This is a genomic window from Rothia sp. 11254D007BW (genome assembly GCF_053548195.1).
In genome coordinates this window covers 13,171-31,186 of record NZ_JBPWPK010000001.1, presented here as the reverse complement: position 1 = coordinate 31,186, position 18,016 = coordinate 13,171, and the positions used below count along the sequence as shown (strand labels likewise).

Below are 18,016 nucleotides of genomic sequence, written 5' to 3'. Positions count from 1 at the left end.
GGTAGAGGGTAAACCTGCCCACAGGGGTGCCCTGTGGTGGTGCCCTCCCCGCTCTGTTAAAACCTGAGAGTTTTGGTTCGCAGCTACCCATCACGCTTGGTAGCGGGCGCGAATTTTGCCCCTTCGGTGGGGGTTTAACGCCCCTCTCCAGAGTTGCCTAACTGAGCGGTACATGTGCCTGAGAGTTTCCCGGGGAGGGTTTGCTCCTTCGGCGCCGGTGCCCGTGGTCCCTCAACCTCGAGCATGTACGGTCTCTCCCGCACCAGTTGTAACGGCGTTTTAGTTGTAACAACCCTTATTGTGCCACACCTTACACCCAAAGCACCACATGAGGGAATTTTGGGGTGGAAAAGTCGATTTTACGGGGGGCGGACGCAACCGCGCCCCGCCCCTGCCCAAAGGCAGGAAAGCGGGGCGCGGGCGTCCGGAAATCTCCCTGGACGGAGAGTGCCAAGCCAAGCTTAGGCGGCGCGGGCGGGTTTCTTATCTGAAGCCATCCAGAGGGAAACCAGAATAGAAATCACGCAGGTAGAAGCCAGGGCCAGCACGCCCCAGAAATAGTTGCCGAAAGCGGTGTAGGCAGCGCCCATAATCAGGGGCGGGAAGTAGCCGCCCAGGCCACCGGCAGCCGAGACCAGACCAGACACGGTACCGGTATCTTGCGAGCGCACAACCTTGCCCAGCCAGCCGTAGATGGTGCCGGTACCGAAGCCCACAAAGAGGGCCATGACCACGTGAATCAGGGTATTCACGGCGGTGCTCTCAGGCTCAAAGGCAATGCAGATGGCCAGCACGGTCATAGCAACGAAAACGATGAGAGTGGTGAGCTTGCCGCCGAACTTATCGGCTGCGACCCCGCCGAAGGGGCGGGCCAGCACTGCGCAGGCCGCGAACATGGCCGCAAAAGTACCGCCGGCAACGGCCTCGTAGCCGTAGATGTTCTGCATGTAGGTAGAGAGGAAGTTCGAGAAAGCTACGAAGGCACCGAAGACCACAGCGTAGATGAAGCAGAGCTGCCAAGTGACCAGCTTCTTAGACACAGCCAGAATCTTGGGTAGAACCGGCTCGGGGGTGCGGGCCTTCATAACGGGTGAGTCACGGATGAAGAGCCAGACGATGACGGCGTAGGTCAGGGCTACGCAGCTCATAATGACGTGGGTGGGAAAGTAGCCAAAAGCAGCCAGCATGCGGGGGTTGAAGAAGGCGGCGCAGGCGGTACCGACCATGCCCATGCCGAAGATACCTGTGGCGAGGCCCTTGCGGTGGGGCTCAAACCAGGCAGCGGCGAAGGGAATACCCACCGCGAAGATGGAGCCACCGATACCCAGGAAGAAGGCTGCCAGCAGAAGCAGGGAGAAGTTACCCATCTGCCCCACCAGGCCGGTAACGAGCACCATGGACCCGGTAAGGGTCAGCATGATGGTGAACATAATGCGACCACCGAAGCGGTCGGTCAGTGCACCCACCGGAATACGGGCCAGGGACCCAACGATCACCGGGGTAGCGATCAGCAGGGAGCGCTGCCCCTCGGTCAGGCCGTAGGTTTCGGTGTAGTACTTGGCCAGGGGGCCAATCATGGTCCAGCCCCAGAAGCCAATCATGGAGGCCAGGGCCGCCATAATGACGTACTTGAACTGGCCAGCAAGCTGCGGATCTTTCGCAGCAACAGCCGTAGTAGACATGGTGTTTTCCTTAGTGGTGGTGGTGCTGGCGCTCGACCGTGCGGGCGTCCTTATTCACGGAGTCTGCGGTGCCTACCGGCGACCAGCCGCGGGCGTGGTTACGCTTGCCCCGCGAGCGGTAGACGATGTAGGGCCGGAAGATGTAGTGCAGGGGTGCGGTGAAGGCGTGCACCAGGCGGGTGAAGGGCCAGAGGCAGAAGAGAATCATGGCCACAATGACGTGGATGTGGAAGGAAGTAGTAGCGCTGGCCATGGCCTCGACGTTGGGCTGGAAGTAGAAGAGGGAGCGGAACCAGACCGAGACGGTTTCACGGTAGTTATGCTCGCCCTCGATCTCCATAGCGTTGAAGAGGGTGGCAACTGAGCCAAGGACGATGGCGCTGGTCAGGGCTACATACATCATCTTGTCGTTCCAGGTGGTGGCGCGGAAGACGGTGGCCGAGGTGCGGCGGCGGTAAATCATGGCGAAGAGGCCGATCAGGGTAGCAACCGCCGCAATGGAGCCCAGCACCAGGGCGTTGATGTGGTAGAAGTGCTCGGAGATGCCAACCGCGTCAGTCCAGGACTTGGGGATCACCAGACCCACGATGTGGCCCACGAGCACGACCAGGATGCCGTAGTGAAACATGGGCGAGGCGATGCGTAGCAGGCGGGATTCGTACATCTGGGAGGAGCGGGTGGTCCAGCCGAACTGGTCGGTCTTGTAACGCCAGATGGTACCGCCGATGACAATGGCGAGGGTGATGTAGGGGAAGATGCCCCAGAGGAAGAAGTCGAGGGCGTTAACTGTGCCGGTCACAGGGTGGCTCCGTTCTTATGGTCGGCACCGATGGTGGCGCCGGGTGTCTGTTCGTGGGGCAGCAAGAGGGGTAGCAGGCGGGGGTCGCCGGGGGCCAGGGCTAGGCCGACGGCTTCAGCGGGTGGGCCTGCTGTGACGAGTTTCTGCACGTCTGCCTGGGTTTCGGGGGAAACTCCGGGCAGGGTCTGGCAGACCGCTTCGATGAGCTCGTAATAGGGCAGGTTGTCGTCCCGTAGGGCCAGGCGTAGCAGCTCCAGGGAGGGGCGGTAGGCCTGCAGAGCAGCGCGGCCGGCGCGGGCGTCCACCAGGGCGGTGAACTCCAGCACCATGGGCAGGTAGTCGGGTAGTTCCCCGTGCAGGGTGGTGACCATGCCGGAGTCTCGGTACATCTGCTTGAAGCGGGCTAGGGCCTCGCCGCGGCGGCGGGTGTCGCCTTCGGTCCAGTAGGACAGGTGGAAGGCGTGCCGGCGTGACAGGTCGTATTCCTGTACGTATTCGGCCTGCATGGCGTCAAGCTCGGTTGCCTCGTACCAGGTCTTGATGCGGGCTACACCGCGCATTAAGTAGTCATTACCGGTTTCTTGGGCAAGCGCGGTAAGTTCCGGTAGCAGGGCGCGGGTTTCTTCGGTGGGGTAGCGCATGAGGACGCTGGTGAGCTGGTAGACCACGGCGTCGGTGGGGTGCCCGCTCCCCCAGTCCATGTCGAAGGGGTCGCCCGAGGGCGGGGTGGGTGGTTCCACCTCCGCCGCGTTGCGTTTGAGGAGTTTGGAGAAGAATCCTGCCACGGCTAGACCTTCTTGCTTCCGGAAGTATCGGGGAAGAGGGAGTCGGGGCGGGTTTTGCCGTCCCACATGAAGATATCGACCTTGCCGTCGGCACGGGCGGCGTTGGCGTAGGATCCTGCTGAGACGGGGACGGGGCGGTCACCGGGGTCGGTGAAGGCTCCGTCGTAGAGCATGCCGGGGCCGCCGTCGGTGTCGAGGGAGCAGCCGATTTCTTCGAGGTTGTGGGCGTCTTCGAGGTGGGCGGGCGGGATAACGTAGCGTTCTTCGTACTTAGAGATCGCCATGAGGCGGTACATCTCGTACATTTCTGCACCGGTCATGCCGACTTCGCGGGCGATGTCTTCGTTGCCGACGCCGCCAAGGGTGATGTCTCGCATGTAGGCGCGCATGGCGGCCAGCTTTTTGAGGACGTTGACCACGATGGTGGTGTCACCGGCGGTGAAGAGTTCTGCCAGGTATTCGACGGGGATGCGCAGGGAGTCGATGGCTCCGAAGAGGTTGGCCTGGGACTCTGCGTCGTGGCCTTGTTCCTTGAGTAGGTCGATGATGGGTGAGAGCGGCGGAACGTACCAGACCATGGGCATGGTGCGGTATTCGGGGTGCAGGGGAAGAGCGATCTTCCATTCCTTGGCCAGCTTGTAGACCGGGGACTTCTGGGCTGCGGTAATCCAGGAGTCAGGAATACCCTGCTTGGTTGCCTCGCGAATCACCTCGGGGTCAAAGGGATCGAGCATGATGTCGAGCTGGGCCTGGTAGAGCTGCTTTTCATCGGGTACAGAGGCAGCTTCGGTGACGCGGTCGGCGTCGTAGAGGAAGATGCCAATGTAACGCATGCGACCCACGCAGGTTTCGGCGCAGACGGTGGGAATACCGTATTCGATGCGGGGGTAGCAGAAGGTACATTTTTCGGCTTTGCCGCTCTTGTGGTTGAAGTAGATCTTCTTGTAGGGGCAGCCGGTGATGCACTGGCGCCAGCCGCGGCACTGGTTCTGGTCGACCAGCACGATGCCGTCCTCTTCGCGCTTGTAGATAGCGCCGGAGGGGCAGGACGCCATGCAGGAGGGGTTGAGGCAGTGCTCGCAGATGCGGGGCAGGTAGAACATGAAGGTGCGTTCGAATTCGAACTTTATCTTCTCTTCTGACTGCTGACGCACCTTTTCAACCAGAGGGTCCAGGTGGCCGGACTCGTGGGCACCGCCCAGGTTGTCGTCCCAGTTGGGACCCCATTCGATGGAGGTGTCCTCACCGGTAATCAGAGATTTAGGACGCGCGGTGGGAAAGTCATCGCCTAGGGGCGCGTTGGTGAGGTTCTCGTAGTCGTAGGTCCAGGGTTCGTAGTAGTCCGAGAGTTCGGGCTGAACCGGGGAGGCGAAGAGGGTAAAGAGTTTCTTGAAGCGGTTACCGCTCTTGAGCTCCAGGCGTCCGCGCTTGTTCAGCACCCAGCCGCCCTTCCACTTTTCCTGGTCTTCGTAGCGGCGGGGGTAGCCCTGGCCGGGGCGGGTCTCGACGTTGTTGAACCAGACGTATTCGGTACCGGCTCGGTTGGTCCAGGCCTGCTTACAGGTGACGGAGCAGGTGTGGCAGCCCAGGCACTTGTCGAGGGCCATGATCATTGAAACTTGTGCCATGACGCGCATTAGTAGGTTACCTCCTGCTTGCGGCGGCGAATTCTTGAAACGATATCTCGCTGGTTACCGGTGGGTCCCAGGTAGTTGAAGGCGTAGGCCTGGTGGGCGTAGCCACCGATCAGGTGGGTGGGTTTGACCATGATACGGGTGACGGAGTTGTGAATGCCGCCTCGCTTGCCCGAGACCTCTGACTTGGGAATGTTGACCAGGCGCTCCTGGGCGTGGTGCACGTAGACCACACCTTCGGGCATACGGTGGGAGACCACCGCGCGACCCACGAAGACGCCGTTGGCGTTCTCACACTCAATCCAGTCGTGGTCCTTGACCCCGATTTTGGCGGCGTCCGCCGGGCTCATCCAGGCATGGGTGCCACCGCGGGAGAGGGTCTGCATGTAGAGGTTGTCGTGGTAGGAGGAGTGGATAGCCCACTTGTTGTGCACCGTCACGTAACGTACAGCCACCGACAGGTCACCGGTCTCACCAATTTCAGGTTCACCGAAGAGGTTGTGCATATCGAGCGGCGGGCGGTAGACCGGCAGCTGCTCGCCCATCTCGCTCATCCAGTCGTGGTCTAGGAAGAAGTGCATACGACCGGTGAGGGTGTGGAAGGGCTTGAGCTGTTCGATGTTGAGGGTGAAGGGGGCGTAGCGGCGTCCACCGGTCTCTGAGCCTGACCATTCCGGTGAGGTAAAGACGGGGCAGGGCCGGTCCTGGGTATCGCGGAACTTAATGCGCTTTTCTTCGTTGCCCTCAGCAAGGTGGTGCATCTTTTTGCCCACCCGCTTTTCCAAGGCCTTGAAGCCCTTGAGGGCCACGGGGCCGTTGGAGGTACCCGAAAGAGCCAGGATGGTGTCGGCCAGTTTGATATCGGTGTCGAGAGCCGGCAGGCCAGCGCCCTTACCGCTACCCATCACCCCGTGTTCCTCAGCTAGCTGGGCCAGCTGCTCGTTGACGTCCACGGTCACGAACTTGGTGGTGGTGCCCAGCTTGGAGAGCAGGGGGCCGACCGAGGTGTACATGTCGTAGATAGCCGGGTAGTCGCGCTCCACCACGGTGAAGATGGGCATATTCTTGCCCGGGATACCGGCAATTCCCTGGTTCTTCCAGTCAGGTGCATGGCCGCCGGGCTGGGCCAGCTGGCCGGGGGTATCGTGCTGCAGGGGCACGGATACCAGGTCGCTGCGCTTGCCCAGGTGCTTGGCTGCCCACTTGGAGAACAGATAGGCCAGTTCCTTGAAGACCTGGTGGTCGGTCTTGGTCTCCCAGGGCGGGGTAATGGCCGGGGAGAAGGCGTGGATGTAGGGGTGCATATCGGTGGAAGAGATATCGTGCTTCTCGTACCAGGTAGCGGCGGGGAAGACGATGTCCGACAGCAGGGTGGATGAGGTCATGCGGTAGTCGGTAGTCACCAGCAGGTCCAGCTTGCCCTCGGGCGCGCTCTGGGCCCATTTAACCTCGGCAGGCTTGAAGTCCTCGGCGTCCTTACCCATGACCGAGTTATGGGTGCCGAGCAGGTGCTTGAGGAAGTATTCCTCGCCCTTGGCGGACGATCCCAGCAGGTTGTTGCGCCACAGCACCAGGGTGCGGGGCCAGTTGACCGGGTTATCGACGTCCTCCACCGAGAAGTCCAGGTCGCCAGAGTTAAGGCGCTGGGCAACGTAGTCTGCCGGGGACTCTGCGGTGCCTGCGGCAACCGCTGCGGCACCGGCGTCCGCAAGGTCCAGGGAGTTTTCGGGGAACTGGGGGTAGAAGGGCATCCAGCCCATGCGCACGGAGCGGGCTAGGACGTCCGCGGTGTGAACCCCGCGCAAATCCCCCTTGGCTAGGGGTGACTGCAGGGAGTCGGTGGTACGGCCGTCGGAGCGGAACTGGTCGGTGTGCATGTACCAGAAGGCGGTGCCTGCCTGGGTACGCGGCGGGCGAATCCAGTCCAGGGCGTTGGCCATGTGGGACCAGCCGGTGATGGGGCGAGCCTTTTCCTGGCCGACGTAGTGGGCCCAGCCGCCGCCGTTGCGGCCTTCAGCGCCGCACATCATGAGCAGGGCTAGAATCGCGCGGTAGGTGGTGTCACCGTGGTACCACTGGCAGATACCGGCACCCATGATAATCATGGTGCGGCCACCCGAATCGATGGAGTTCTGGGCGAATTCGCGGGCGGTGCGAATCACAGCATCGGCGGGTACGGAGGTAATGGCTTCCTGCCAGGCCGGGGTGTACTGGGTTTCGGCGTCCTCAAAACCGGCAGCCCAGGTACCGGGCAGGCCGGGGCGACCGATACCGTACTGGGCCAGCATGAGGTCGAAGACGGTAGTGACGGTCTTACCCTCAACCGTGATGGTGGGTACGCCGCGGGTAATGATCTTGCCGCGGCCCGAGGGCTCGTCAAAGGCGGGCATCTGGATTTCGACGGCACGCTCGGCGCCGGTGGGCAAATCCAGGATGGACAGGGCAGGCTTGACGCCCTGTAGGTCCAGGTTCCATTTGCCCTCGTCCTCAGCGTTGTAGCGGTACCCCAGGGAGCCGTTGGGCACCACGACCTCGCCGGTTTCGCGGTTGAGCAGGGCGGTCTTGAAGGACGCATCGGGCACCTGGGCGTGCTCGGCAAGGTTGGCGGCGGTGAGGAACTTAGCCGGAACCGTCACCCCGTCTTCGCGGGTCTCAAGGGTGACCAGGAAGGGGAAGTCAGTGTAGGTGCTCACGTAGTTCTCGAAGAACTCAACGCGGCGGTCAACGAAGTTCTCCTTGAGAATTACGTGACCCATAGCCATGGCCAGGGCAGCGTCGGTGCCGGCCTGGGCGGGTAGCCACTCGTCGGCGAACTTGGTGTTATCGGCGTAGTCGGGGGAAACCGAGACGACCTTGGTACCGCGGTAGCGCACCTCTGCCATCCAGTGAGCGTCGGGGGTGCGGGTGACCGGGATGTTGGAGCCCCACATCATCAGGTAGGTGGCGTCCCACCAGTCACCTGACTCGCGCACGTCCGTCTGGTCACCGAAGACCTGGGGTGAGGCAACAGGCAGGTCGGCGTACCAGTCGTAGAAGGAGGTCATCACGCCGCCGATGAGCTCAATGTAGCGAGCGCCTGAGGCGTGGGAGACCATGGACTTAGCCGGAATAGGTGAGAAGCCGATGTTGCGGTCGGGCCCGTAGGTCTTAATGGTGTGAATCTGCGCGGCGACCACCATTTCGAGAGCTTCGGCCCAGGAGCCGCGCACCAGGCCGCCCTTACCGCGGGCGCTCAGGTAGCGGGATCGCTTTTCGGGGTCAGAGACAATCGAGGCCCAGGCTTCGACGGGGTCGCCCAGGCGGGCGCGGGCTTCGCGGTACATTTCAAGCAGCACGCCGCGGATGTAGGGGTACTTCACGCGGGTCGGTGAGTAGGTGTACCAGGAGAAAGCTGCACCGCGGGGGCAGCCGCGCGGTTCGTACTCGGGACGGTCGGGGCCGACGGTGGGATAGTCGGTGGCCTGGGCTTCCCAGGTGATTACGCCGTCTTTGACGAAGACTTGCCAGGAGCATGAGCCGGTGCAGTTGACGCCGTGGGTGGAGCGGACGACTTTGTCATGGCTCCAGCGGTTGCGGTAGAAAACGTCGCCTGCGCGGCCGCCCTTGAGGAAGGCTGCGCGGCCGTCGTCGGTTTCGTCCCACTTGGTGAAGAATTTGCCAAATTTGATGAGCTTGTCAGTGAGCGGCCCGTCGGGCCCAGGTGTGTGTGATGCCTGCTGTGTCATGGGCACCAGTTTACCCAATAATTCGCACAATAAATACCGAATAAAAATCTTCGCTAATTAAGCATCAGGCATGCACATATTCAGCGGTGGCAAGGCTTTAAAGCACCCGCTCAGAAGCCCTACCCCTGGCTTGTCAGCCAGGAGTCAATGCCACCTTCCACGCTGTAGAGATCACTGAAACCAGCATCGGTGAGCAGCTTCAGCGCCTTGAGCGAGCGCACCCCCGCCGCACAGTAGAGGGCATAGCGCCCCTGGTGACTGGGCAGGATCGTGTCAATAGCCGACCCTAGAGCCGGATCGGTGGAAGCGGCTTCAATCAGCGACAGGGGCAGGTTGAAGCTACCCGGAACAGCTAGCGCTGCATGCTCGTGGGGCTCTCGCACATCAATGAGGGGAACCCCCTCAAAGTAGGGTGAGCTGGCAATATCAGCCCAGGTAACTTCCATACCGTACTGGTCAGGTTCGGCAGTAGCGGGTTCCCAGTCGGCAGCAGGCGGACGCAGGGGCGCAGGGGCCTGCCCCTTCCCCGCTACCTGCCCACCGGCGTCCGCACCGGAACCCGCCGTGCGGGCACTCGAGTCGGCACCCGAACCAGAAGCGGCGCGGGAGGTAGAGGCAAGCAGGGGGATGTACTCCCAGCGGCCGGTCAGACCGGTATAGTAGCCCACCTCGCCCATCAGCGGCTGTCCTATACCGGTCAGCAGCTTAATAACTTCCAGGGCCATCGCGGTTCCAACGACCCCAGCCAGGGCACCGATCACCCCTGCGGTAGCGCAGTTGGGTACCGAACCGGGGGCTGGTTCGAGCGGGTAAAGGTCCTCGTAGACCGGCCCATGACCCGCCCAGAAGACGCTCATCTGGGCGTCAAACCCGAGAATGGCACCCCACACATGGGGAATGCCCAGGGCGGCAGCAGCGCGAGAAGCGGTGTAGCGGGTGGGGAAATTATCGGAACCATCGACCAGTACGTCCACCCCGGCTAGCAGCTCTGCCGCATTAGCGTCGGTCAGACGCTCTTTGACAGCTTCGACCCTAATCAGGGGGTTGAGTTCGCGCAGGGTTTGGGCGGCTGAGTCAGCCTTGGAGGCCCCTACCCGGGCATAGGAGTGGATGACCTGACGGTGCAGGTTAGAGGTTTCTACCGCATCATCGTCGATGATGAGAATACGACCGACACCCGCCCCGGCCAGGTAGAGCAGAGCCGGGGAGCCCAGGCCGCCTGCCCCGATCACCGCAACCGTTGCCGCGTTCAGCTTTTCCTGACCAGCCTGCCCCATCTCCGGCAGAATCATCTGCCGCCCGTAGAGCTGGTAGGCCAGCGAGGTTAGTTCAGAGGTCATGGTGGGCCCTTTCTAGCCGGTAGGCGTATCGATTCCTACCCACTGCACGCTGCCGTCGGTGAGTTCTTGTTCTTTCCAGATGGGTACTTCTGCTTTGATGCGGTCAGCTGTCAGGGAGCAGGCAGTGAAGGCTGTGCCGCGGTGGGCGGCGGCGGCGAGTACGGTGAGGGCTGATTCTCCGATGGAGATGGGGCCGATGCGGTGGGCTGCCCAGAGGCGCACGCCGGGGATTTCTTCTGCCACCGAGTGCAGGACGCGCTCCAGATAGTCGGTTGCCTGCGGGTGGGCGGTATAGGCCAGGGCCGCTACAGGATCCCCGTGGTCGTGGTCGCGCACGATACCGTCAAAGACGACCAGGGCGCCCATGGCGCGGGTCATGGTCGCTTCTTTAGCTCCTGCCAGGAGCGGTTCGAGGGGGTCTTCGGTAATGGAGGCGTGAACGACCGTGGAGTCCACCGGTTCGAGCGGACGCCCCGCGTAGGGGTTAGCCACCGAGGGGCCTGTGGCATGAGGGTCTGGGTGGTTAGTGGTCATGGTAGTCCTCTAGCTGGCGGCAGATGTGGGTAACGAGGGGTTCGAGCACGGCACAACCGTCTTTGACTCCGCCGGTGGAGCCGGGCAGGGTCATGATGAAGCTGGTGCCGATGACGCCTGCGATTCCGCGGGAGAGGACGGCGGCGGGGGTGTTTTTGAGGCCCTGATTCCAGAAGGCATGCATGATGCCGGGGACTTCTTTGGTGAGGTGGGGGCGCACGGCTTCGACGGTTGTGTCGTCTGAGTTGAGGCCGGTTCCACCGCTGGTCAGGATGAAGGTGGGCAGGTTACCGGCAGCGACTAGCCGGTCGATGTAGGCGGGGACGTCGGCGTCCGCTACGACGACCGCGTCAGGGGTGTCGAAGCCCTGGTCGCGCAGCCAGGCTACGGCCAGAGGGCCAGACTTGTCTTCGTAGATTCCGCGGGCGGCCCGGGTAGAGGCCACGATCACTAGGCCGGTGCGGTTCTCGGGCAGGGTGTAGCTGCTGCTCACTGCTCCACCTTCCAGTCGCCGGATTTTCCGCCGGTTTTTTCCAGAACCCGCAGGCCGGTGATGGTGGCCTGCTTATCGACGGCCTTGATCATGTCATAGACGGTGAGGGCTGCGCCGGAGACCGCGCTGAGGGCTTCCATTTCTACGCCGGTGACGCCGCGGGTTTTGACCAGGACTTCGATGCGGACGCGGTCGGGGTGGCGTTCGAAGTCGATGGTAATTTTGCCCAGGGGTAGGGGGTGGCAGAGCGGGATGATGTCGGGGGTTTTCTTGGCTGCCATGATGCCGGCGACGCGGGCGACGGGCAGAGCGTCCCCCTTGGGCAGGTCGGCGTCGAAGATTTTGTCGATGACGTCCGCCCGGGTGATGACGTAGCCTTCGGCTATAGCGGTGCGGGTGGTTTCGTTCTTTTCGGTGACGTCAACCATGTGGGCACTGCCGTCGGCACGCACGTGGGTGAGGTTTCCGTTGGGGGTGGGGGCGGTCATGGTTCTTGGCTTAGCCTCTCAACACAAAATTAATCAGTATTTACTATACGTGATTTGCTGGCAGGGGTGTCTATCTGCACCTCACAGGGCAATATACCGCACCGGTTCACCGCCGCGGTAGGTGCGCCCCGGTTCCAGTTCCACCAGGGCATCGGCGCGGGCTGCCTGCAGGAGCAGATGGGAGCCGGTTGCGGCGTCCGGAGTCAGCAGGGCAAGGACGCTCCCGTCCGCCCGAGCCTGCCGAGTCAGGTGGGCGCGGCGGTACTGGGTTTTTCCAGCCGGTGCCGCGATGGGGGCATCGAGCACCAGCTGGCCGTAGGCGTCCGGCTGATCTTCTGCTGCCAGGTGGGCCAGGGCAGGGCGCAGGAGCAGGTGGTAGCTAATGAGGGTGCTCACCGGGTTGCCCGGCAGGCAGAGTACCGGTAGCACCCTGCCGTCGGGGGCCTCGAGTAGGGCCAGCCCCTGGGGGCCGCCGGGCTGCTGGGCAACATGGCCAAACCAGCTAGCCCTCACCCGCCCCCCACCGGCAGGAGCAGTAGCCAGAGCCGCCAACCCCAGACGCACCACCTCGTATTTACCGTGGCTGATACCACCGCTGGTCACGATAAGGTCGGGCACCTGATGGGCCAGAGCCTTCTGCAGGGCCGTGCAGAAATCTTCTACCGAGTCCCCGATGGGCAGGTGGTCGGTGGTACAGCCGTCCTGATGAAGCAGGGCCGCCAACACCGGGCCGTTGGCGTCAAAAATCTGCCCGGTAGCAGGCGCCCGGCCCGCCCCAGCGACCTCGTCGCCACCTGTCACCACCAGCACCCGAAGGGGGCGGTAGACCGGCACGCTCGCGATTCCCTGGGCGGCCAGGGCGCCGATGAAGGCCGGGGTCAGGCAACTGCCGCTTTCTGCCAGGAGCTGGCCTGCGGCAACGTCCTCTCCCACAGCCCGTACGAAAGTACCGGGGGTAGCCGGGGGTATCTCCACCTGCCCGCCCTCGGCTACGAAGCCTGCGGCGTCCGTCTCTCCGGCCACAGGGCTGGTGCGCTCGACGGGAACAACGGTGGTGTAGCCATCCGGCAGCGGAGCTCCCGTCATGACCGGGTAAACCAGAGTATCGCTCACCGGCAGCCCCTCCCCGGTGGCTCCGGCAGGAACGTCCCGCCCTACCCGAAAAACCCGCTGGCCTGCCCGGGCGGCAGTGCTGGTGAGGGCGTAACCGTCCATCTGGGAGTTAGCGAAAGAGGGCTGGGGGGCAAGCGCGTAGAGGGATTCAGCGAGCTGGTACCCGGCGACCTCCCCCAGGGGCAGGCTATAGGGGGTGCGGGCGACGGTGGCAGCTACCAGGTCGCGCACACAGGAAGCGTAGGCCCGCGGCTGAAGGCGGGAGCCGGTGGGAAGCAGATGGGCAAGGGTTTCTGTAGAGGTTTCTGTCGGCAGCATCATGAGGGGCGGTCTCCTTTCAGTCGCCCCAGCCAGAGGGCCAGGGCTCCGGCGGCAAGCAGGCTGAGGTAGAGGGCAATAAGCATGAGGGCTGCGCCCAGGGCTGCCTCCATGCGGTTGGAGCTCAGAGCCAGCTCAATGGCCAGGGGGATGGTTCGGGTGACGCCCTCGATATTTCCGGCGAAGGTAACGGTTGCCCCGTATTCACCCAGGGCACGGGCGAAGGTCAGGACGGCCGCCGTCAGCAGGCCTGGGGTAGCCAGCGGGAGCAGCACCCGGGTGGTGACCTCCGCGGGGCTGGCCCCCTCAAGCCGGGCGATTTCGGCATACTCTGGCGGCAGGGCCCGCAGGGTGGTGACCAGGGTGGCCACGAAGAAGGGCAGGGCAACAAAAGTCTGGGCCAGCACCACAGCCAGCGGGGTGTAGGCCACCGAGATACCGGCGGTATCGAGCCAGGAACCGAGCAGCCCGCGTCTACCCCAGAAGAAGAGCAGGGCTAGACCCGAGACCACCGGGGAGAAAATGATGGGGGTATAAATCAGTCCGTAGAGGGGCCAGGTCAGGCGGCGAGCGCGAGACCGTTCGAGAACCGTGGCTAGCACCAGGGCTGTAGGGGTGCCCAGTAGGGCTGATACAGCGGTGGCAGCTAGAGCGGTGAGCACCGAGAGCCGGACGGCAGCCAGGGCAGCTGGTTCTGCCAGTAGCTGGGGCAGACTCCCCCAGGGCGTACGGACCAGGAGGGAAAGCAGGGGACCCGCAATAACTGCCAGGGTGATCAGGGTGGGCAGCACGGCATGCACGGGGACGGATGTGAAGGAGCTGGCCCGCCCTCGTGGCGGCGGGGTGGGTGCGGGGCCGGGTGTGCTCATGGTTCTAGTTTAGGCAGGTTCGAAGCCGTAGTCGGCCAGAATCTGGGCGGCAGCCTCAGAGGTGGCCAGCCAGTTCGCAAAGTTTTGGGCGCTTTCCTTGCCTTGACCGCTGCTGGTGAGGGCTAGGGGGTAGGCGTTGCGTTCGACCTGGGGCAGGGTGATGACGGTGATATCGTCGGTGGCTGAGATAGCGGTGGCGTCGGTGGAGTAGATGAAGCCGGCATCCACCTGGCCGGTGGCCACCTTGGTGGAAACTGCCGAGACGTTAGCTTCTTCGGTGGAGGTCGCCGGGGTGATTCCCTGGCGGGTGAGCTCCTGGTGGGCCAGGCGTCCGCAGGGTACTTCCTGGGCACAGATTGCGGTCATGACGTCGCTTGCCGCCAGATCATCCACGCTATCGATCGCAGAGGGGTTGCCGGGGGCGGTGGCCAGCACCAGGGCGTTGGTGGCGATGGTTTCGGGGGTGACGCCGGCCAGTCCTTCAACCGTGTCGATAGCCTGGTTCATGGTGGTGCTATCGGCTGTAATGAGCAGGTCGGGGGTAGCGCCTTCGACCATCTGCGTAACCAGCTGGGATGACCCTGCGTAGGTGGCAGTGATAGAGACCTGCGGGGTTTCTTGACGATAGGCTGCTATGAGCTCATCGCCCACAGCTCCTAAGGAGGCCGCCGCAAAGAGCTGTACCTCAGCGTCCTGCCCCTGTGGGGAGGTTGCTGCTCCCCCGCAGGCGGTAAGACCCAGCAGAAGGGGGACGAGAAGGGTGCTCAGGCGGCGCATGGGGTCTCCAATGACGGGGTAACAGTGGCTAGCAGAGGGTCTTTGTCTATAGATTAGTGTAGAGCCAGGTGGTGTTCTTCACCCGGTTTAGCTAGGCTAAATATTACATCTGAAATGCCGATTAAGATTTGTGAAAGTGCGGGTATGCCCCAGTCTTCAGCCCCCAATCCCCCGGTGCCCCTGGGTTCGTCTATCCCAGTTGTGACCGGCGGTGCCAGTGCAGCTGCACACCCGGGCGCGCCCACCACCGGGCCTCTTGCCGACCGCTGGGGACGAACCGCCACTGACCTGCGCATTTCCCTGATGGACAAGTGCAACCTGCGCTGTGTCTACTGTATGCCTGCTGAAGGCCTCAACTGGCTGCCCGGCACACAGCTTCTAACCCTCGATGAGGTCACCCGCCTGGTAAGGGTAGGTGTACGAGATCTAGGAATCGAAGAGGTACGCTTTACCGGTGGCGAGCCCCTAGTACGAGCTGACCTCACCGATATTATTGCTGCCGTCCGCGCCGAACACCCCCACCTGCCCATCGCCCTGACAACCAACGGCATCGGACTCGATAAAAAGGTAGATGCCCTGGTTCAGGCCGGGCTCAACCGGGTCAATGTCTCCCTCGACACCATCTGCCCCGAAACGTTCGCTCAGCTCACCCGCAGGGATAAGCTAGCCTCGGTACTCACAGGTATTGAAGCCGCAGCTGCCGCCGGGCTCACCCCCCTCAAAATCAACGCGGTCCTCATGGCCGGGGTCAACGACACCCAGGGCCATGAACTCCTCACCTGGGCTTTAGAGGGCGGCTACCAGCTCCGCTTCATCGAACAGATGCCTCTGGACGCCGACCACAACTGGACCCGCGAAGGCACCATCACCGCCGAGCAGATTCGTCAGCGCCTGGCTGACCACTACGACCTGCTGCCCCACGGGCGTCCGCGCGGGGCCTCCCCCGCAGCCCTCTGGGACGTCTACCCACTGGGTCACGCCGGCACAGCAGAGCCCCTGGGCCAGGTAGGCATTATCGCCTCGGTCACCGAGCCCTTCTGCTCGGCCTGCACTCGCACCCGCATCACCGCCGACGGCAAGGTGCGCTCCTGCCTCTTCTCCCTGACCGAAACCGACCTTATGGGTGCCCTGCGCGGCGGGGCCAGCGATGCTGAACTGGCCCAGATTTGGCGCGGAGCCATGTGGGCCAAGCCCAAGGCCCACGGCAAGGACACCGTCGGCTTCGATACCCCCGATTTCACCCAACCTACTCGATCAATGAGCGCCATCGGCGGCTAAGATTCAAGGACTTTCCATGCAGATTAACTTTTTCGCCGCAGCCCGGGCGGCAGCGGGCCGCCCCAGCCTCACCCTCGACCCAGCCCAGCTACCTGCCCCTACTCTTGCCCAGGTTCGTACCTACCTGGCAGAAGAATTCACCGGCAGCACTCCCTCGGGCCAGACCCTGGCCGATATTCTGCCGCGCTGCACCTTCCTCGTCGACGGGGTTGCCGCCACCGACGAGCAACTCGATGACCCGATGCTCCTGAAACAGGCTGAACGCCTGGATGTTCTTCCGCCCTTTGCCGGTGGCTAGGAGGACAACCCGGTGAACACCCCCAGCTACTCGGCCCTGATCCTGGCGGGCGGACGCTCCTCCCGCCTCGGCGGGGTACCCAAGGCCCTGCTCTCCAACGGTGAGCACACCCTGCTCGACGGAGTTATCGCCGCTTGCACGGGTGCGGAGCACCGCGTGGTCGTCGGCCCGGCAGAGCTCACCCTGCCCGCGGGCGTCCTACAGACCCGAGAAGAACCAGCTTTTAGCGGGCCAGCAGCCGGTATTTCTGCCGGGCTTGCGGCCCTGGCAGCAGCCCAGCATGACTTGTCGGCACTCTCCCACCACTGGGTACTGGTCCTTTCCTGCGACCTGCCCCGAGCCCGGGCCGCTGTGCCCCTACTTTTGCAGACGGCGGCGTCCGCACCGGAGCAGGTGACCGGCTACTGGGCTGTAGCGGAGGGTATCACTCAGCCCCTGCTGGGCATCTACCGGGCCGCGGCTCTGGCTCCTGCCTTTGCAGGGGATACCGCCAACGCCTCCGTCCGCCGTTTTCTCAGCCCCCTTGCACCCGCCGATCTAGAACTGCCCGCCGAACTCACCGCCGACGTCGACACCTGGGAAGCCGCCCGTGCTGCTGGCTACACCCAGGTTCCCCTACCCCCTAAGGACAGCACCGTGCACCACACCAGCTGGCAGCAGGCCAGGCAGCTCCTGCACCGGGCAGGGGCGACCCTTGCTCGAACCGATGAAAAGGTGCCCCTCGCCCAGGAGGCTATCGGCAGAACCCTGAGCCAGGACGCCCGCGCCCTGCTGCCGGTGCCCCACTATGATTCCTCAGCTATGGACGGCTACGCCACCGCCGGTGCCCCACCCTGGCAGCTGCTCACCCACCCGCCAGCAGCAGAGGGCGAGAATATCCACCAACGAGTTCTGCCCCTAACCCCCGGCCAGGCTACCCCCGTTCTGACCGGCGGGCTCATCCCCCCGGGCACCGACGCCGTGCTCCGCCAGGAACACGCCCTAGTAGACGGCAACACGCTCAGACCCGACCCCAAAGTTTTTGGTCAAGGCTATCCGGCACTCGGTGCCGATATACGACGGGCAGGTGAAGAACTTTCAGCCGACAGCACGGTACTTCCCGCAGGAACACCCATTACCGCCCGCCACCTCGGCGCGCTCGCTACTCTCGGCCTTGACACCCTCACCGTCACCGCCCGCCCCGCCGTCGCCATCGCCTACACCGGCAACGAAATTATTACCTCCGGGCTACCCGGCCCAGGCCAGGTGCGCGACGCCTACTCCATGGCCTTCCCCCACATCATCGAACACATGGGAGCCAGTGTTAGCAGCGTCCGCCGTCTGCCCGACAGCAAAGCTCAGCTCACCAGCTGGCTCACCACCACCGGCGCCGACCTGCTACTTATCACAGGCGGCTCCTCTACTTCCACCGCAGACTGGGTACGCCGCGCCCTAGCCGACCTAGACGCCAGCTACCTCTTCGAATCCGTCGCTATCCGCCCTGGCCACCCGGCCCTGGCCGCCCGCCTACCAGCCATAAGCAACCCGGAGACCCCACTCGTCCTGGGCCTACCCGGCAACCCCCTAGCCGCCTACACCGCCCTCTACTCCTACCTAACTCCCTGGCTCATCGGCGCCACTGGTGCTCCCCTGGCCGATCTGGCCGAAGGCGTCCTCACCCACCCGGTACCCGGCTACCGCAAAGAGGATCTAAGGCTCATCCCCGCACGCCTTACCCCAACAGCCGAGGGAAAAGCGCTGATTCCCCTGCCCAAAACCCAATCCCACATGCTTACCTCCTTCGCCACCGCCGACGCCCTAGCCCTCATACCGCCCCAGGGGGCAGCAGCAGGCAGCACCGTACGCTACCTCCTGCTTCCCAGCTAGCTTTACATCCCTCCCCT

The 18,016-nt window shown here is 63.5% G+C and carries 15 protein-coding genes and 2 riboswitches; of the genes, 3 read left to right on the top strand and 12 right to left on the bottom strand.

Features of this window, described 5'->3' with window-relative positions; translation table 11 throughout:
• Positions 1 to 43: 43 nt before the first annotated feature.
• Positions 44 to 156, bottom strand: a riboswitch (glycine riboswitch).
• A riboswitch (glycine riboswitch) is annotated at positions 157 to 270 on the bottom strand. It abuts the riboswitch before it with no gap.
• Between the two features lie 191 nt (positions 271 to 461).
• The 12 genes from ACEE43_RS00135 to modA all read right to left on the bottom strand — a co-directional run bounded on the left by ACEE43_RS00135 (position 462) and on the right by modA (position 14,557).
• On the bottom strand, positions 462 to 1,682 hold the full coding sequence (locus ACEE43_RS00135; protein WP_449107447.1) for an MFS transporter: 1,221 nt from the start codon (positions 1,680 to 1,682) through the stop codon (positions 462 to 464).
• 10 nt (positions 1,683 to 1,692) lie between these two features.
• Positions 1,693 to 2,481, bottom strand: coding sequence for a respiratory nitrate reductase subunit gamma (gene narI, locus ACEE43_RS00130; protein WP_449107446.1), 789 nt, complete (start codon positions 2,479 to 2,481; stop codon positions 1,693 to 1,695).
• Positions 2,478 to 3,266 carry a nitrate reductase molybdenum cofactor assembly chaperone gene (narJ, locus tag ACEE43_RS00125; protein ID WP_449107445.1) on the bottom strand — a complete coding sequence of 263 codons (789 nt, stop codon included), beginning with the start codon at positions 3,264 to 3,266 and terminating at the stop codon, positions 2,478 to 2,480. The genes narI and narJ overlap by 4 nt, the downstream gene beginning before the upstream one ends.
• Before the next feature lie 2 nt (positions 3,267 to 3,268).
• The gene (narH, locus tag ACEE43_RS00120; protein ID WP_449107444.1) at positions 3,269 to 4,903 is read right to left on the bottom strand and encodes a nitrate reductase subunit beta; all 1,635 of its coding nucleotides are present in this window, start codon (positions 4,901 to 4,903) and stop codon (positions 3,269 to 3,271) included.
• Entirely contained in the window at positions 4,903 to 8,625 is a 3,723-nt protein-coding gene (locus ACEE43_RS00115) for a nitrate reductase subunit alpha (RefSeq protein ID WP_449107443.1), read from the bottom strand. The genes narH and ACEE43_RS00115 overlap by 1 nt, the downstream gene beginning before the upstream one ends.
• 119 nt (positions 8,626 to 8,744) lie before the next feature.
• Positions 8,745 to 9,965: a ThiF family adenylyltransferase gene (locus ACEE43_RS00110; protein WP_449107442.1), complete on the bottom strand. Its 1,221-nt coding sequence runs from the start codon at positions 9,963 to 9,965 to the stop codon at positions 8,745 to 8,747.
• Positions 9,966 to 9,977: 12 nt separating this feature from the next.
• A complete protein-coding gene (locus ACEE43_RS00105) occupies positions 9,978 to 10,499 on the bottom strand; it encodes a molybdenum cofactor biosynthesis protein MoaE (RefSeq protein WP_449107441.1) in 522 nt (173 codons plus the stop codon).
• Entirely contained in the window at positions 10,489 to 10,992 is a 504-nt protein-coding gene (locus ACEE43_RS00100; protein ID WP_237204761.1) for a MogA/MoaB family molybdenum cofactor biosynthesis protein, read from the bottom strand. Before ACEE43_RS00100 ends, ACEE43_RS00105 begins: the two co-directional genes overlap by 11 nt.
• Positions 10,989 to 11,480: a cyclic pyranopterin monophosphate synthase MoaC gene (gene moaC, locus ACEE43_RS00095; protein WP_449107440.1), complete on the bottom strand. Its 492-nt coding sequence runs from the start codon at positions 11,478 to 11,480 to the stop codon at positions 10,989 to 10,991. The genes ACEE43_RS00100 and moaC overlap by 4 nt, the downstream gene beginning before the upstream one ends.
• 81 nt (positions 11,481 to 11,561) lie before the next feature.
• Positions 11,562 to 12,914 (bottom strand): molybdopterin molybdotransferase MoeA, encoded by a 1,353-nt coding sequence (locus ACEE43_RS00090; protein WP_449107439.1) that lies wholly within the window; start codon positions 12,912 to 12,914, stop codon positions 11,562 to 11,564.
• On the bottom strand, positions 12,911 to 13,780 hold the full coding sequence (locus tag ACEE43_RS00085) for an ABC transporter permease (protein WP_449107438.1): 870 nt from the start codon (positions 13,778 to 13,780) through the stop codon (positions 12,911 to 12,913). The genes ACEE43_RS00090 and ACEE43_RS00085 overlap by 4 nt, the downstream gene beginning before the upstream one ends.
• 9 nt (positions 13,781 to 13,789) lie before the next feature.
• Complete coding sequence (gene modA, locus ACEE43_RS00080) at positions 13,790 to 14,557, bottom strand: molybdate ABC transporter substrate-binding protein (RefSeq protein WP_449107437.1); 768 nt, start codon at positions 14,555 to 14,557, stop codon at positions 13,790 to 13,792.
• Positions 14,558 to 14,701: 144 nt separating this feature from the next.
• Here modA and moaA point away from each other — a divergent pair, with 144 nt between their 5' ends.
• From moaA to ACEE43_RS00065, 3 genes are read left to right on the top strand one after another with little or no spacing between them, the layout of a single operon-like run.
• The gene (gene moaA, locus ACEE43_RS00075; protein ID WP_449107436.1) at positions 14,702 to 15,835 is read left to right on the top strand and encodes a GTP 3',8-cyclase MoaA; all 1,134 of its coding nucleotides are present in this window, start codon (positions 14,702 to 14,704) and stop codon (positions 15,833 to 15,835) included.
• Between the two features lie 16 nt (positions 15,836 to 15,851).
• Entirely contained in the window at positions 15,852 to 16,133 is a 282-nt protein-coding gene (locus ACEE43_RS00070) for a MoaD/ThiS family protein (protein ID WP_237194747.1), read from the top strand.
• Positions 16,134 to 16,145: 12 nt separating this feature from the next.
• Positions 16,146 to 17,999: an NTP transferase domain-containing protein gene (locus ACEE43_RS00065; protein ID WP_449107435.1), complete on the top strand. Its 1,854-nt coding sequence runs from the start codon at positions 16,146 to 16,148 to the stop codon at positions 17,997 to 17,999.
• Positions 18,000 to 18,016: the final 17 nt, after the last annotated feature.